Consider the following 15,471-nt stretch of genomic DNA (forward strand, 5'->3'; position numbering starts at 1 on the left):
ATGTAAGGAAAAGTCGTGTCATCATTGTCTGGGATCACTAAAAGTTTAGTCGTTATCGCGTCATTGTTCATTGTTTTAGCCGGAATAAAACTGGCCAACGAAATCGTTGTTCCTTTTGTTTTAGCGGCCTTTATTGCCATTATTTGCAATCCACTGTTAAAGTTTTTTGCAAATTATCGCATCCCAAAAGGGCTGGCAATTGTGCTGATCATTATGCTGGTGATGCTAATGGGTATGAGCCTGACGGGTCTGGTTGGCCAATCACTGAACGACTTTTCCAGCCAGCTACCACAATACAGAGAAGCGCTGCGCAGCAAGTTTATCTGGTTTGTCGACATGGCGGCCGAGTACAATATTTTGATTGATAAACAACAGCTGATCGCTTTGTTTGATCCGGGCAAAATGATTGATGTTGCAACCAATATGCTGGCCGGATTTGGTGGCGTAATGGCGAACATCTTTTTGATCCTGCTGACTGTGGTATTTATGCTGTTTGAAGCACCGATGATCAGCACTAAAGTGCACCTTGCGCTGGACGACCCGGATATGAAAATGAAGCAGATTGATCGCTTTTTGGATTCGATAAACAGTTATCTGGCGATAAAAACCCTGGTCTCATTGGCAACAGGCGTGATAGCCGCGAGCTTTTTGTGGATACTGGATGTGGATTACTTCGTGCTGTGGGGCGTGTTTGCCTTTTTGCTTAATTATATTCCCAATATCGGTTCTATTATTGCCGCTGTGCCCCCGGTGTTGTTGGCACTGGTGACACATAGCCCTGTGGTCAGTGCAATTGTCGCCGCTGGGTATGTCTGCATTAATACTGTAATGGGTAATATCATTGAACCACGCTTTATGGGCAGAGGCTTAGGTCTGAGTACCCTTGTGGTGTTCCTGTCTCTAATTTTCTGGGGCTGGCTGTTGGGCACTGTGGGCATGTTGCTATCTGTGCCGCTGACCATGGTGGTTAAAATTGCTTTGGAGAATAGCGAAGACGGACGCTGGTTGGCCACAATGCTCGGTGGAGAAGAGCAGCAACAGGCCAGATGATCATTTCATCTGGCACTGACTGCACGGTTACGGTATTGACCTACTGAACCAGAAAGTCGGCCTGTAGCTCCACAGTGTGCTGCTTGATAAACTCAATTTTACAGCGCTTGTATACCTTAGCGGCCAAGGTGGCATTGGGCATTTGTTTAAGGTAGCGCCAGCGACAGGCATCTTCCATGTATCTTTCCTGATTGATAAAACTGCGCTGAATAATAGGCAGTAGCTGGGAGTTGCCGGTTTCTTTTTGCAGATTTTCGGTGTCCATCACCAGCTTTGTTATCCAGGTCTTTCGTTCACGTTCCAGCAGCTCAATATTGCCATCGAGACACATCAGATAGCGTTTGGCTTTTTCGGGATGATCTGAGTTGAGGTGGGCACAGTCTTGCAATGCCAGCCTTGCAGCTTGTGCAGACATACTGAATGCTAAAAGTGATACTAAACACAGTACTCTATTGGTTTTGTTCATAACTAAATTCTATTGTGAACTGGGCACCGCCCAGCTGGCTGTAATCTATGTCTATGCTTCCGTGATAGGAAGAAACAAGGTCGGATACAATCGCCATACCTACGCCATGGCCACTTTCATACGTGTCCAGGCGTGTACCACGTTGCAGCAGGGTACTTCTGTTTTGCTCCGGGATCCCCGGACCATCGTCGCTGATAATAAACCGAACGCCTTTGCTCTGATTATATTTCACTTCAATATCGACCTGTGAGCTACATGCTTTACAGGCATTGTCGATCAAATTACCCAAAATTTCCATTAAGTCGGTTTTGTCCCCTAAAAAAGCGGCTTCTTCCGGGCATTTGGCACTAAAGTTGATCTGCTTGTCGTGATAGACCTTAGTCATGGCATTGAGGATAGAGTCAACCACAGGTTGCACCTGAGTTTGCTTTTTCCAGGTATCAGAAGCGCCAGATGCTGCACGTTTTAGCTGGTGCTCAATCATGGCGTTAATGCGGTCTAGTTGCTCCTGAGCGTCGGCATTTTCTGCCAGTGGACTGGATTTTAATACCGCCAGCGGGGTTTTCAGTGCATGAGCAAGGTCGCTTAGTGAAGCGCGATAGCGCTCTTTTTGCCGTCTTTGCGAGTCCAGCAATAAGTTTAGGTCGGCTTTGATAGTGTTGAGTTCAACCGGGTAGAGGCCACTGATCTTATCGCTTTCGCCTGCTTCAACGGCTTTGATCTCTTTATCCAGCCTTTGCAGTGGACGGGCACTCCAGATAAAACCAAACGCCATGAGCGCGGCTATCATTACGCCCATTACCAGCATCCAGTTGACTAAGGTGTTGCGAAACTGCGCCATCTGCGCAACCAGCGCTGAGTTTTTCTTGAGTAAAATAAACTTGGCTTGTTGTGAGTGGCTGGCATTGCCCAGAATGACCGTCATGCTGAGTTGCCAGTATAATTCCTGATTGTATTCAACCCGCTCGAATTCGGCAGCACCTGCTTTGCTTTGTGAAATATCCGGTGTGACGGTCAGGTTCATGGCCGACTCAGAGTGCCAGACCAAGGCGTTTTGCTGATAGATAAGCGCATAGGTATCTGAATTGAGACGATTCAGTTCAGGTGCAAGAATGCTGTTGGGCATCTCCATGGTAACAAAGTCAACCTCAGAGATCAGCGAGTAGAGGTGGGCTTCCAGTGTTTTTTCCGTGGCGTCTACCAAAGTCGCGTAGTAGGCGCGACCGATTGAGAAAAACAGGGCAGGGAGGGCAATAATTAAAACAAAGACAAGGATAAATCCTTGCCTTATTTTAAGCGAAATTTGAGCGCGATTTACCACTGGTTCTTAAACCTATAGCCTCTGCCTCTAAGCGTTTCAACAGGGTTTAGTGTGCCATCCGGATCGAGTTTTTTCCTCAGTCGAAGGACAAACACTTCAATCACGTTGGAGTCCAGATCAAAGTCCTGATCATAAATATGTTCGGTCAGTTCTGACTTAGAAATCACTTTGTGCGGGTTGACCATCAGGTATTCGAGTACTTTGTACTCATAGGCGGTCAGTGTCAGTTCTCTGTCTTCTACCCATACTTGCTGAGAGCGCGTATGGATTTTAACCGGACCAATCGAAATTTCGGGGTTAGCTTGCCCGGCACTTCTGCGGATCAGCGCGTTACAGCGCGCGATTAACTCTTCGGTGTGGAACGGCTTGGTTAGATAGTCATCGGCACCGGCGTCCAGTCCTTCTACTTTTTCCTGCCAGCGGTCTCGGGCGGTCAGGATCAAGATAGGCAACTTGATCCCTTTTGCTCGTGCCTGACGGATGAGCTCGATACCGTCGAGTTTGGGTAAACCTAAGTCAACGACGGCTAAATCTAATGGGTACTCGGTTAAGTGAAAAAGACCATTTTCTCCATCGTGGCACAGATCAACACTGTACTTCTCTTTTTCCAGCGCGGTGCGCAGGTTTTCAGCCAGCTGAATATCATCTTCTATTACAAGAATTCGCATTGTTTAGTCCTTCTTCACTTCGCCCGTAACCTGGTGAACTTTTAAATCTATGATCCGACCGTCATCGAGTAAAATCCTCACTATATAGTATTCCCCTTGTTTGGAGATCTTGAGGGTTTTGCCCGAATACTTGTCGGTTGCAAGTTTAACTGCTTGCTTTTTGCTTATGGTATCTTGCTTCTCGGTGGCCTGTGCGGGTTGGAACGCCAGCACACAGCAAATTAACGTAGTAGCAAGACATCTTGGCAACTGCATTTATAAGCTCCACGGTTAGGGTTGCTTAACATCTTGTGGCACAGGCTATTGGAAAACGACTTAACCCATGCTGAACTTGTTAAGGCAATACTTTCTTGTATGGCTTGACGACACTATTGGCATACACGCCAGCGGCGATATAGGGGTCTTGTGACGCCCACTGCTCGGCTTGTGCCAGAGAATCAAACTCGGCGATCACCAGCGAGCCTGTAAAGCCAGCTTCACCCGGATCCGGGCTGTCGATAGCCGGTAGCGGACCCGCTGCGAATAAGCGTTGCTGTTGTGCAAGTTCATCCAGCCTGGCCAGGTGTGCCGGGCGCGCTGCCAGGCGCTTCTGCAAAGAGTTCTCAACATCCGTTGAATAGATCATATAAAGCATAGGGTGCAAAAAATTATTGTGTTATTTGCGCCTATCATAGACTGAACCGGCCCTGTGTGTAAATGCCACCACCACTGATGGATGAAGACAAATCTCACGGCGTGTATGTTTAACTTGTTATGAGTGCGTTGTGTAAGCGTGTAAAGGTGTGAGGTTTACGTCAATGGCCGAGCGGATTAGACGTTTATACTTGAAATGCCGTGCTGATGGCTGGTAGAGTCCATCGACTATTCTTACAAAATAATAATAAGGTTGTTCTTGTGAGCGCAAATCGTGAGCACTTCAGCTCGCGGCTGGGATTCATCCTCGCCGCAGCGGGTTCCGCAGTCGGGATTGGTAACCTGGTTGGGTTTCCCGTGTCTGCAACAAAAAATGGGGGCGGTGCTTTTCTGCTGACTTATGCCCTGTTTGTTATCTTTATCTGTTTGCCTGTCATGATGGCTGAGATGGCAATGGGCCGTAAGGCACAAAAAGACCCTTATGGTTCCTACAAATCGTTAACCCAGGGAGATAAAAAGTGGTCCCTGGCTGGCGCCATAGCGGTATTAACGCCGTTTATGATAGCGGTGTTCTACATGGTTATTACTGTGTGGATTTTCGGCTATCTGGTACAAACGGTGCTGGGGAATTTGGACATGCTGGCCAATCCTGGCCACTTTGATGCCTTTGTAAACCAGTACTCTATGTTCATCTACATGGTGTTCGTGGGCCTTATCGTCAATCTGATTTTGGTCGGTGGTGTTAAAGAGGGCATTGAGAAGGCCGCTAAATTCATGATGCCGGCTCTGTTTGTGCTGCTGCTTGGCCTGGTTGCCTACGTACTGACGCTAGACAATGCCATGGCCGGGGTGCGCTACTACCTGGTGCCGGATTTCTCTAAGATGAATGCCAGCGTGCTCAATGGTGCACTGTCACAGTCGTTCTTCTCGTTGTCACTGGGTATGGGTATTCTGATCACTTACGCGTCTTATATCTCGAAAAAAGATGACATTGTAGGCAGTTCAAAAATGGTCGCGATCACAGACTCGCTGGTTGCCTTCATTGCTGGTCTGATGGTATTACCCGCTATCTTTAGCTTTAACCCGGATACCGATCCGGCCAAGCTGAGTGATTCGTCTGTGTCTATGATATTTGTTTATCTGCCAAAACTGTTACTGGCACTGCAATCTGACATAGGCTATTTTGGCGCTTCTGCGGTTGCCGCGCTGTTTTTCCTGTTAGTGTTTTTCGCTGCAATTACTTCTTTGGTGTCGATTATTGAAGTACCTACCGCTGCGCTGATGGAAGAAAAATGCATTAGCCGTAAAAAGGCGCTGGGTGTGCTGGCACTGACAACCGGCGGATTGACGGTACTGTGTACTATGTCGTTTGGTATGGTCGGGTGGCTGACAGATTTTGTTAACTACGGTGGTGCCAGTCAGAGCATGTTTGCGCTGATCTCGGATGTGTTCTACGAGACCATTTTGCCATTCAATGGCTTGCTGGTGTGCTTGTTTGTGATGTATCGCTGGAAGAAGCACAACCTGTCTGAGGAGTTGGCTCAGGGGTCGCCCAATTATAAAGGCAGCTTGATGGAAAAGTATGTGAACTTTTCACTGTCGACCTTTATCCCCGTGATCCTTGCTGTGATCTTCGTGAACACAGTGACCACTAAGTTCTTCTCTTTTAGTCTGTTTGGTTTTTAATAGCCCCTGAAATACCTGACTCGGGCGTCACCTGTTGTGAACGCCCGAGTGCTAAAAAGTCACCCCCGAATCCAGATACTGCCCCAAACCCAGGGTAAACACCCAAAGCCCCCACAGGCTGTGCTCAAGCACACAGACCGCCAAAGAGCGGCTGTGGGCATAGGTATAGGCAAACAGCAATCCACCGACAAAGGACAGTGCAATCGCCACCCAGTTGTCGTATACACAATGTGCCAGCGCGAACACGGCGGCGCTCAGTACAACCCGGATGGTTTTTTTCGGCAAGATCCGTTTGTAGCGGTGGAAAAAATAACTGCGAAACACCAGCTCTTGTGGCAGCACCGATAAAATCGGATAGGCTATCATCAGGATCAACCAGTCACGGGTGGAGTTGAGCGGCATATCAAACCAGCTTTCCTGATTGACCAGGCCATAAAACATCGCAGAGAACAGCGCACCAATAAAAAAGGTTGAAAATAGCCGCCGCTTCACAGTTGAGAAGGTCCCCAGGCTGGTGAGGCGAAAACGTTTGAAGTGTGGATCGGTGAGTAACAAATATGTACACACAGCTGTGAGTATAATCAGGGCCGGGAATAACCAATTGGCGAGTTGATGGCGAAAAGCATAGGCAATAATGGGTAACAGAAAAAACACCAGGAATAGTTCGCACCAGCGATATTGGTTTGCGTTCAATGTAGCCTCTGGTATGTCTGACAACGTTAGCCTAACTATAGTCAAGGCTGTTCAACTCGGGTATGGCAGGACGCGGAAAACTTTGTTTGATTGACTTTTGCGACAGAACTCCTTAGCCTGCCGGGCTTTGTTGTATAAAGACGGATGCATGATGAATAAAAGTGAACTGGTTTCGGCCATGGCGGCCCACAGCGAATTGACTAAAAAAGACACGCAGGCTGCGCTGGGTAGTCTTTTAAAACTTATCACCAAACGTCTCTCTGAAGGGGATCAGGTCCAGCTCAATGGTATGGGCACCTTTACGCTGAGTTATCATCCGGCCAAGCCGGGCAGAAATCCCAGAACCGGGGAAGAGATCATGATTGAAGGGCAAAATAAGGTGTTGTTTAAGCCAGCCAAAGCCTTTAAGGATGCTCTGGCTGACTAAGTAAGGCTAAGACGACTTAGCGTGCCGTTGCCGCTTTCATATCGCGGACAAAAGCGCTCAGGGCCTGATACATAGCCGGTTTGTCATCCAGGTGCTGCTCAATGATTTTAACCACGGCAGAGCCTGAGATGGCACCCGCAGCGCCAGAGTCCAGCGCTGCTTTGACCTGCTCTGGCGTTGAGATACCAAAACCCAGTAAGGCAGGGGCCGCATGGTACTCGGTAAGCTTAGTGATGATTTCATCGGTTGGCATTTGCACCTGGCTTTCTGTGCCGGTTACCCCAGCGCGAGAAAGCAAGTAGGTATAGCCTCTGCCATAGCTGGCACATTCGCGCAAAGTATCATCGCTGGCGTTCGGTGTTGCGATAAAAATCGGCTCAATACCCGCATCTACCGCGGCTCTGCGGAACATTTTTGACTCATGCAAAGGCACGTCGGCAACTAAGACTGAATCGACGCCGGCTGCTTTGGCTTGCTGATAAAAAGCTTCCAGACCACGTGCAAAGATCAGGTTTGAGTAAAGCAGCAGTCCGATCGGCAAGTCAGGGTATTGCGCTCTGATGGCACTGATCACCTCAAAGCAATCTTCTGTATCTATGTTTTGCTCCAGTGCACGAATGTTCGCCGCCTGGATCACAGGGCCGTCTGCAATCGGATCAGAGAAAGGGATCCCCAGCTCCAGTGCATCCGCACCGCCTTCAATCAGGCTTTTGATGATTGCCAGACTGGTTTCTTTGTCCGGATCGCCAATCGTAACAAATGGCACAAACGCACCTTGCTGCTTGTCCTTCAGCTGCTTAAACATCTCATTGTAACGGCTCATAGCTCACCTCGCGCTTCTAATACCTGATGGACATGGGCTAAGTCTTTGTCGCCACGGCCACTTAAATTGATCACTATTACGGTGTCCTGCTCCTGTGCTTCTGCATATTTCAGGGCATAGGCCAGTGCATGGCTTGATTCCAGCGCGGGTATGATCCCTTCGTGCTTTGCCAGAGCCTGAAATGCAGCCAGCGCTTCATCGTCGGTCACTGCCACATACTGTGCGCGACCTGTTTCGTGCAGATAGGCGTGTTGCGGCCCAACAGCGGGGTAATCCAGACCTGCTGACACTGAGTAAGACTCTTCAATCTGGCCGTCCTGGTTCTGCATAATATAGGTATAGGCACCGTGCAAAATGCCCTTAGTGCCTTTACACAATGCCGCACCATGTTCTTCTGTATCCAGACCTTTGCCCGCAGGCTCGACACCAATGAGTTTCACGTCTTTTTCGTCAATAAAATCGGCGAACATACCAATCGCGTTGGAACCACCACCGACACAAGCCATCACCACATCCGGCAGTTTACCTTCGGCTTCAAGCACTTGTTGCTTAGCTTCTTCGCCGATCATTTTCTGAAACTCACGTACCAGCGTCGGGAAGGGGTGAGGGCCTGCTGCTGTACCTAGCAAATAGTGGGCGGTTTTGTAATTGGCTGACCAGTCGCGCATCGCTTCGTTAACGGCATCTTTTAATGTGCCAGAGCCCGCAGTGACCGGGATCACCTCGGCACCCATCAGGCGCATACGAAATACATTGGGTTGCTGACGCTCAACGTCTTTGGCACCCATGTATACACGACATTTCAGGCCGAGCAGGGCACAGGCCAGTGCCGTTGCAACACCGTGTTGTCCGGCGCCAGTCTCCGCGATGACTTCTGATTTACCCATACGTTTAGTGAGCAGCGCCTGGCCAAGCACCTGGTTGGTTTTGTGCGCGCCACCGTGAAGCAGATCTTCGCGTTTAAGGTACAACTTCACTTTCGGGTTTTTAACCAGGTTTCTGGTGAGCGTGAGCGGGGTCGGACGTCCGGCAAACTCATTCAGTAACTGATAAAACTCCTGCTGGAAAGCCGGATCTTTTTGCGCTTTGTTAAACTCCTGCTCAAGCTGCTTAAGTGCAGGAACTAGTAATTCAGGGACAAACATGCCACCAAAATCACCGTAATAACCTGTATTCATTGTTTCCACCTCAGTATTTACGAATTGTATTAAAAGCTGTATTGAGTTTGTCGGCGCACTTTTTACCCGGGCTGGTCTCGACGCCTGAGTTCAGGTCGAACCCGGCTGCGCCCAAGTACGAGGCCTGTGTCAGATTGTCTGCGTTTAGGCCACCTGCCAGCATAAAGCTGCCCGGCGTCTGGCTTAGTAACTGCCAGTCAAATGCCTGACCTGTGCCACCAAGTTGACCTTTGACTTTGGTGTCGTACAAATGTTTGTCGACGCCCTGTAAAGGTTCAGGCAAATGGTCGCTGATCCCCTGTGCTTTCCAGATCTGGCAGTTGACAGGTAACTGCTGGCGCAGCGCATCGACATAATCTTGTGATTCATTACCATGCAATTGTACTGCACTGAGTTTCAGAACCCGGACATTTTCAATCACCTGCTCAAGCGGGGCATCGACAAACACACCCACATAATTGAGCGGCGCGCTGTCTACGACCGCTTTGGCGCAGTCAATGTCAACATAACGGGGCGACTTGGGATAAAAAATCAGACCGCCGTACACTGCGCCTGCCTCATAAGCGGCAATGGCGTCCTGGCTGCGGGTCAGGCCACAGACCTTGTTTTCGCCCAGGATCAGCTTGCGACATGCGGTTTCCAGATCTTGTTCAGCCATTAATGAGCTGCCAACCAGAAAACCATTGCAAATGGGCGCCAAGCGTTTTACGTCTGCGTGGGTATAAATCCCAGACTCAGAGATCACAGTTTTATCTTCCGGGATCAATTTGCGCAAACGTTCGCTGGTTGCCAAGTCTGTACTTAAATCTCTGAGATTACGGTTGTTGATGCCAATAAGTTTGGCATCCAGCTTGAGGGCGCGATGAACCTCTTCCTCATTGCTGACTTCCGTCAGTACCGCCATATTCAGGCTGTGAGCCAAATCAGCTAAAACCTGGTAACGTGCGTCATCGAGTACTGATAACATCAGCAAAATGGCATCGCCACCGCTTACACGGGCCAGATACACCTGGTATTCATCAATAAAAAAGTCTTTACAGATAAGCGGCTGTGACACCTGAGTTCTGACATAGCTGAGATAATCAAAACTACCCTGGAAATACTTTTTGTCAGTCAGCACACTGATGCAGCTGGCGTAGCGGCCATAAACCGCGGTTATTTCGTCCAGGTCGAAGTGTTGACGGATCAGCCCTTTCGACGGCGAAGCTTTTTTACACTCCAGAATAAACTGAGTACCCGGACTGCTAAGCGCCGCGTAAAAATCGCGGTCGCTGGGGGTTATCTGCTCTATAAAACTGTCCAGCGGGTGCGCTTGCTTGCGTTGTGCCACTTCAACTTCTTTGTCAGCAACGATTTTCTCTAATACATTAGCCATTGCTCACCTCCACAATTTCGGCTAGTTTCTCGGCACAGCGGCCGGACGCCAGCATTTCTGCAACCTGAGCACTGGCTGATTTCAGGTCCGTTGCTTTGTCTGTCATGACCAGCAGCGCGGCGACGTTGGCGATGATGGCCGCATTGTGTGCTTCTTTGCCTTTGCCACTGAGAATATCCCGGGTTGCCTGGGCATTAAACTCAGGCGTGTCGCCAAAGATGGCCTCAAGCGGGTAGCGAGCCAGTCCAAAGTCTTCGGGCGTCAGTGTGTAGTCTCTCAGCTCGCCTTGATTAAGCTCTGTTACCAGAGTTTCGCCATGCAGTGCAATTTCATCACAGCCTGAGCCATGAACGACCATGGCGCGCTGGGTGCCGAGCTTTTGTAACGTCTCCGCCATTGGGCGACAAAGCTTAGGATCGTAAACACCCAGCAACTGCACCTGAGGCTGAGCCGGGTTGGCAAGCGGGCCGAGTATATTGAACAGGGTGCGGGTTTTGAGCTTAGTGCGCACTGGCATCGCATGTTTGACACCGGCGTGATAGTGCGGGGCAAACAAAAAGGTAAAGTTGGTTTGTTGCAAGCAGCGTGCACCCTGTATTGGGTCCATATCCAGGTTGATCCCCAGGGTTTTTAACAAGTCGGCAGAGCCGGATTTGCTGGATACGCTGCGGTTGCCATGTTTAACCATAGGAATACCGCAGGCGGCTGCAACAATCGCGGCTGTGGTACTGACATTGATGGTGTTGGTGCCATCACCACCGGTGCCACAACTGTCTGCACACAGCAAGCCCTGGGTGTCGAATGCCGTGGCATGGTCGCGCATCGCTTTTGCGGCGCCTGCGATTTCTTCGGCGGTTTCGCCCTTGATTTTCAGGGCGACCAGCGCGGCGGTAAGTTGTACCTCATCCAGCTGACCCTGCATAACGGCGCTAAAAAGGTCGGTGGCGGTGGCAAAATCCAGCGATTTTTGTTCAAGTAATAAATTCAAACTGTCCATGTCTACTCCTCACAAGTGAGATAGGCGATGCTTTGCTTGAGAAGCTGAGCACCGCATGGGGTTAAAATAGATTCCGGGTGAAACTGATACCCGATCACCTTATCGGTGGGGTGGTAAATTGCCATTGGAATATCTTCATAGTGTGCAATGATCTCAAGGCTATCAGGCACCTGAGTTGCCATTAACGAATGATAACGTGCAACCGGAAATGACTTGCCCAGCCCGTCAAAAACCGGGTGAGGCTTTACGCTGATATGAGACGATTTGCCATGTACCGTTTCACCAGCATGGCCTATGGTACCGCCGTAGCTTTGTGTCAGCGCCTGCTGGCCCAGGCAGATCCCCAGCATGGGATATTTGCCTTTGCACAGGTCAATCAGCTCCAGCAGGCAGCCCGCATCTTTTGGCGCGCCGGGACCGGGTGATAAAACCAGGATCAGCGGACCGCTTTCTTGCTGCATTTTGGCAAAAATCGTTCTGGCATCAAGGTGGTTTCGGTAAACAACCAGCTCGGCACCGAGCAGCGACAGTTCATCAACCAGGTTATAGGAGAAGGAGTCAAAGTTATCGAGAAAGTATATCTTGGGGATCATGACTGCGCTCCTGCATAAGTTGATTGAATGGCTTTGATCACCGCGCTGGCCTTGGCACGGGTTTCATCGGCTTCGGCTTGCGGATCGGAATCATAAACAACACCCGCACCTGCCTGTACCAGCGCCTGGCCATTTTTAACGAAGGCTGAGCGGATCACGATGCAGGAATCCATTGCGCCATCCCCGGTCAGATAACCAACGGCGCCACCGTAGCTGCCACGTCGTTGTTTTTCTGTGTGTCTGACCAATTCTGCCGCTTTGACTTTAGGTGCGCCGACTAAAGTACCCATATTCATACTGGCCTGATAGGCGTGCAGCGCGTCCAGATCCGGTTTGAGCTGACCGACTACTCGTGAAACCAGGTGCATAACCTGAGAGTAACGGTCTACTTTGAGCAATTCTTTGGCATGACGGGTGCCGGGTATGCTGATCCTGGCCACATCATTGCGGGCCAAATCGACTAACATCAAATGCTCGGCACGCTCTTTTTGGTCGTCTCTGAGCTCCAATTCGATGCGGCTGTCGAGATCCGGGTTGATACTGCCATCGGCAAACTTGCCGCGAGGTCGGGTGCCTGCAATAGGGTACACTTCAACCTGATTACTCTGCTCACAATATTTCAATGCCGATTCGGGAGAAGCGCCAAACAGAACAAAGTCTTCGTCGCGCATGTAAAACATGTAAGGGCTTGGGTTTTGTTGTTTCAGTGCTTTGTAGGCTGATAGTGGATCGGCGCAAGGTAAAGAGAAGGTACGCGAGGGCACCACCTGAAAAATGTCGCCATCGACAATGTGCTGCTTCAGTTTTACCACCTGCTCTATATAGGCCTCATCACTGATATCTACACTGATCTCACAGCGACCTGCCAGCGGACTTGGCGAGAATGACTCTAAAGCATCACATTGTTGATTGAGGACTTCAAGCTGGCGGCCGACTTCAAAACAGTTCGCATGAACGTCGGGGCCGTTGAACACATTGCCGATTAACTCAGTGGTTTGCGCCTGATGATCTATGATAAGCAAGGTCTCGGCCAGATAGAATACATAGTCCGGGCAGCTATTGGCGCCGTCCGGCACGTCAGGCAGTTGTTCAAAATTGGCCACCATGTCGTACGCAAACACCCCACCCAGAAACAGTGAAAACGGTGTGTCTGAGTTGCATTTGATGCGGTTGATACAGGTTCTGAGCGCGCTAAACGCGTTATCGGCCTTGAGCTTTGCATACTCGTCGAGATCGGCTGATGTATCCCGATAAGTAATGGTTAGCACTGAGTTATCCAGGGTTACGTCGCAGTTTTCTACTTCCTGTGCCAGATAGGGCAGCAGTTGCTCGCCGTTGTTAGACAGTGCCCGGACGATGACTTGCTTGCCCTGACATTCAAAGCGCAGTGCAGTATCAACCAGAATAATGCTTTTCACATTGTCTTTGGAGTCTATTTCTGCCGATTCCAGCAACAATGAGTTGGGCTTATCCAGCGCCGCGAACAAAGACAAGGGGCTGGCGATGTACTCTCGCCGTAACCGAATACTGGTTACTTCCCCGGGCTGTGTCGTTATATGACTAAAAATCACACCTCATTCCTCGTAATTTTCATAAATTTATCTAAAAAAAACCCCCGAAAGCGATTTGCTTGCGGGGGTCTGTGTATTAGGTACAAAGATGCCGTCCCGCTAATTCAGGCACCACCACCAAGACATAACTAGTAAAAGAGTTGTTATATTATTGATCACTATACAATATCTTTGAGAAAATTAAGTTACAAAAAAACCCGCGTGTTTAGCGCGGGTTTCGAAAATCTTGCATGCACAACGACTCACCCGCGAATTACGAGTGCCACCACCAAATATTGAAAGTTGTTTGTGTATTCATTTGTTAAGTCGTCGTTATGTAAATTTAGTGACCACAGTAAACCGCACTATGGGACAAAGTGTCAAGGTCAAATCGGAAAAAACTCCGCCAGTTCCCAAAAATGGTTATTTTGACCTAGCAGTTTGCAGAATTATCGCTGTTTAGTGTGTCAGATAACCCCCCGTGAAAGTAAACAACATGGTATAATAAAATCCGCAATTTTTTATAAGGTTATGAGAGTTTGATTAAATACGACTTGCACAGTCACAGTACTTTTTCGGATGGTCGTTTGGCGGTCAGTGACTTGCTGGAACGAGCAACCGAAAGAGGTGTGGACGTCCTTGCGATTACGGATCACGATACCACTGCGGGCCTGGCGCCCGCGCGTGACTATATCACTGATAAGCAACTGCCCTTGTCGCTTATCTCCGGGGTTGAAATCTCGACCAAATGGGAGAGCTTTGAAATACATATAGTCGGCCTGAATATAGATGAGTCGAATGATGCACTCAAAAATTTGCTTGCCAGTCAGCAGCAAAAACGCCGTGAGCGTGCCAAAGAAATTGGAGCACGGCTGGCCAAACGCGGGTTTGAAGGTATCTATGAGGAAGCACAATTACTTGCTGAAAACGCCGAAATTACCCGGGCCCATTTTGCTAAAGCGCTGGTAGAAAGAGGTGTTGCCAAAAATATTCAGGGCGTGTTTAAAAAGTATCTGGGCCGTAACAAAATCGGCTATGTGCCGAGTAGCTGGTGCACTATGAGCGAGGCCATCGAGGCCATACACAGTGCGGGTGGCGTGAGCGTGCTGGCCCATCCCGGACGCTATCAGATGTCGAATAAGTGGCTCAGAAAGTTACTCGGTGAGTATAGTGCTGCTGGTGGCAAGGCTATGGAAGTAGCACAACCACAACAGGCACCATCGGAGCGCCAGTTTCTGGGGCAGCTGAGCCGCGAATATAACTTGCTGGCCAGCCAGGGATCTGATTTTCATTATCCAACAAACTGGTTGGATCTTGGAAAAAATCTATACTTACCAAAAGATTGCCAAGGTGTTTGGCAGTTCTGGGGCGCGACAGAGGAGTGACAGCGTGAGCCAATTTTTTCATATTCATCCCGATAACCCACAGGGTCGTCTGATCCGCCAGGCCGTTGATATTATTCAGCAGGGCGGGGTTATTGTATACCCAACCGATTCTGGTTACGCGATTGGGTGCAGCCTGGGTAATAAACAGGCGAAGGAGCGTATAGAGCGTATTCGCGGTATTGAAAAACATCATAATTTTACCCTGATGTGCCGGGATTTATCTGAGTTGTCGACCTATGCGCGTGTCGATAACCAAATGTTTCGCATGATCAAAAATAATACGCCGGGTCCTTACACCTTTATTCTGAAAGGAACAAAAGAAGTGCCCAGACGTTTGCTCAATGAGAAGAAAAAAACCATCGGGATCCGGGTCACTGAGCATCCGATCACTGCCGCGTTATTAACGGAGTTGGGCGAGCCTTTAATGTCTTGTTCGTTGATATTGCCGGATGAGCAATTTACCGAGTCGGATCCGGATGATATTCGGCTGCGTCTCGAGAAGCATGTTGATCTCATCATTCATGGCGGATTTTTGATAGAGCAGGCGACGACTGTGATTGACATGTCAGATGATGAAGTGGTGATCCTGCGCCGTGGCTGTGGTGATACGGCCCCGTTTGAATAAT

Annotated in this window: 17 protein-coding genes; 5 read left to right on the forward strand and 12 right to left on the reverse strand. The window is 49.4% G+C overall.

Annotated features, from left to right (window positions below; all coding sequences use genetic code 11):
- Positions 1-15 precede the first annotated feature (15 nt).
- Positions 16-1,050, forward strand: coding sequence for an AI-2E family transporter (locus C3B51_RS13470; protein ID WP_130245370.1), 1,035 nt, complete (start codon positions 16-18; stop codon positions 1,048-1,050).
- Positions 1,051-1,090: 40 nt separating this feature from the next.
- On the opposite strand, the gene C3B51_RS13475 is transcribed toward C3B51_RS13470, so the two are convergent.
- From C3B51_RS13475 to C3B51_RS13495, 5 genes are all read right to left on the reverse strand, one after another.
- Positions 1,091-1,465 (reverse strand): hypothetical protein, encoded by a 375-nt coding sequence (locus tag C3B51_RS13475; protein WP_240657428.1) that lies wholly within the window; start codon positions 1,463-1,465, stop codon positions 1,091-1,093.
- Between the two features lie 34 nt (positions 1,466-1,499).
- On the reverse strand, positions 1,500-2,837 hold the full coding sequence (locus tag C3B51_RS13480) for an ATP-binding protein (protein ID WP_125719342.1): 1,338 nt from the start codon (positions 2,835-2,837) through the stop codon (positions 1,500-1,502).
- Positions 2,831-3,505 (reverse strand): response regulator transcription factor, encoded by a 675-nt coding sequence (locus tag C3B51_RS13485; protein ID WP_046003282.1) that lies wholly within the window; start codon positions 3,503-3,505, stop codon positions 2,831-2,833. Before C3B51_RS13485 ends, C3B51_RS13480 begins: the two co-directional genes overlap by 7 nt.
- Positions 3,506-3,508: 3 nt before the next feature.
- Positions 3,509-3,760 (reverse strand): PepSY domain-containing protein, encoded by a 252-nt coding sequence (locus C3B51_RS13490; protein ID WP_125719344.1) that lies wholly within the window; start codon positions 3,758-3,760, stop codon positions 3,509-3,511.
- Positions 3,761-3,839: 79 nt separating this feature from the next.
- Complete coding sequence (locus tag C3B51_RS13495) at positions 3,840-4,139, reverse strand: YciI family protein (protein WP_125719347.1); 300 nt, start codon at positions 4,137-4,139, stop codon at positions 3,840-3,842.
- Between the two features lie 260 nt (positions 4,140-4,399).
- Between C3B51_RS13495 and C3B51_RS13505 the strand changes: the two genes are divergently transcribed.
- The gene (locus tag C3B51_RS13505) at positions 4,400-5,824 is read left to right on the forward strand and encodes a sodium-dependent transporter (protein ID WP_125719349.1); all 1,425 of its coding nucleotides are present in this window, start codon (positions 4,400-4,402) and stop codon (positions 5,822-5,824) included.
- Between the two features lie 51 nt (positions 5,825-5,875).
- On the opposite strand, the gene C3B51_RS13510 is transcribed toward C3B51_RS13505, so the two are convergent.
- Positions 5,876-6,517: a CPBP family intramembrane glutamic endopeptidase gene (locus C3B51_RS13510; protein ID WP_125719350.1), complete on the reverse strand. Its 642-nt coding sequence runs from the start codon at positions 6,515-6,517 to the stop codon at positions 5,876-5,878.
- A 151-nt stretch (positions 6,518-6,668) separates the two neighbouring features.
- Between C3B51_RS13510 and C3B51_RS13515 the strand changes: the two genes are divergently transcribed.
- Positions 6,669-6,944, forward strand: coding sequence for an HU family DNA-binding protein (locus C3B51_RS13515; protein WP_046003342.1), 276 nt, complete (start codon positions 6,669-6,671; stop codon positions 6,942-6,944).
- A gap of 16 nt (positions 6,945-6,960) precedes the next feature.
- Here C3B51_RS13515 and trpA read toward each other — a convergent pair whose 3' ends face one another.
- The 6 genes from trpA to C3B51_RS13545 are packed head-to-tail and all read right to left on the reverse strand — an operon-like array spanning position 6,961 to position 13,481.
- On the reverse strand, positions 6,961-7,767 hold the full coding sequence (gene trpA, locus C3B51_RS13520; protein ID WP_125719352.1) for a tryptophan synthase subunit alpha: 807 nt from the start codon (positions 7,765-7,767) through the stop codon (positions 6,961-6,963).
- Positions 7,764-8,945: a tryptophan synthase subunit beta gene (trpB, locus tag C3B51_RS13525; RefSeq protein ID WP_125719354.1), complete on the reverse strand. Its 1,182-nt coding sequence runs from the start codon at positions 8,943-8,945 to the stop codon at positions 7,764-7,766. The genes trpA and trpB overlap by 4 nt, the downstream gene beginning before the upstream one ends.
- A gap of 10 nt (positions 8,946-8,955) precedes the next feature.
- Positions 8,956-10,320, reverse strand: coding sequence for a bifunctional indole-3-glycerol-phosphate synthase TrpC/phosphoribosylanthranilate isomerase TrpF (trpCF, locus tag C3B51_RS13530; protein WP_130245371.1), 1,365 nt, complete (start codon positions 10,318-10,320; stop codon positions 8,956-8,958).
- Positions 10,313-11,317, reverse strand: a complete 1,005-nt coding sequence (gene trpD / locus C3B51_RS13535; RefSeq protein WP_130245372.1) for an anthranilate phosphoribosyltransferase — start codon at positions 11,315-11,317, stop codon at positions 10,313-10,315. Before trpD ends, trpCF begins: the two co-directional genes overlap by 8 nt.
- A 2-nt stretch (positions 11,318-11,319) precedes the next feature.
- Positions 11,320-11,910 carry an aminodeoxychorismate/anthranilate synthase component II gene (locus C3B51_RS13540; RefSeq protein WP_130245373.1) on the reverse strand — a complete coding sequence of 197 codons (591 nt, stop codon included), beginning with the start codon at positions 11,908-11,910 and terminating at the stop codon, positions 11,320-11,322.
- Positions 11,907-13,481, reverse strand: a complete 1,575-nt coding sequence (locus C3B51_RS13545; protein WP_130245374.1) for an anthranilate synthase component 1 — start codon at positions 13,479-13,481, stop codon at positions 11,907-11,909. Before C3B51_RS13545 ends, C3B51_RS13540 begins: the two co-directional genes overlap by 4 nt.
- A gap of 518 nt (positions 13,482-13,999) precedes the next feature.
- Here C3B51_RS13545 and rnm point away from each other — a divergent pair.
- A complete protein-coding gene (gene rnm / locus C3B51_RS13550) occupies positions 14,000-14,845 on the forward strand; it encodes an RNase RNM (protein WP_130245375.1) in 846 nt (281 codons plus the stop codon).
- Positions 14,846-14,849: 4 nt separating this feature from the next.
- Positions 14,850-15,470, forward strand: a complete 621-nt coding sequence (locus C3B51_RS13555; RefSeq protein WP_046003270.1) for an L-threonylcarbamoyladenylate synthase — start codon at positions 14,850-14,852, stop codon at positions 15,468-15,470.
- The last annotated feature ends 1 nt before the right edge of the window (position 15,471 follow it).

Origin of the sequence: Pseudoalteromonas rubra, assembly GCF_004212645.1 — a bacterium.
In the GTDB taxonomy this organism is placed as follows: Bacteria; Pseudomonadota; Gammaproteobacteria; order Enterobacterales; family Alteromonadaceae; genus Pseudoalteromonas; species Pseudoalteromonas rubra_G.

Coding starts and splice junctions, on each gene's coding strand:
- C3B51_RS13475 (WP_240657428.1), bottom strand. CDS start 1,465: ATGTCTGCACAAGCTGCAAGGCTGGCATTGCAAGACTGTGCCCACCTC.
- C3B51_RS13485 (WP_046003282.1), bottom strand. CDS start 3,505: ATGCGAATTCTTGTAATAGAAGATGATATTCAGCTGGCTGAAAACCTG.
- C3B51_RS13490 (WP_125719344.1), bottom strand. CDS start 3,760: ATGCAGTTGCCAAGATGTCTTGCTACTACGTTAATTTGCTGTGTGCTG.
- C3B51_RS13495 (WP_125719347.1), bottom strand. CDS start 4,139: ATGCTTTATATGATCTATTCAACGGATGTTGAGAACTCTTTGCAGAAG.
- C3B51_RS13515 (WP_046003342.1), top strand. CDS start 6,669: ATGAATAAAAGTGAACTGGTTTCGGCCATGGCGGCCCACAGCGAATTG.
- trpA (WP_125719352.1), bottom strand. CDS start 7,767: ATGAGCCGTTACAATGAGATGTTTAAGCAGCTGAAGGACAAGCAGCAA.
- trpB (WP_125719354.1), bottom strand. CDS start 8,945: ATGAATACAGGTTATTACGGTGATTTTGGTGGCATGTTTGTCCCTGAA.
- trpCF (WP_130245371.1), bottom strand. CDS start 10,320: ATGGCTAATGTATTAGAGAAAATCGTTGCTGACAAAGAAGTTGAAGTG.
- trpD (WP_130245372.1), bottom strand. CDS start 11,317: ATGGACAGTTTGAATTTATTACTTGAACAAAAATCGCTGGATTTTGCC.
- C3B51_RS13540 (WP_130245373.1), bottom strand. CDS start 11,910: ATGATCCCCAAGATATACTTTCTCGATAACTTTGACTCCTTCTCCTAT.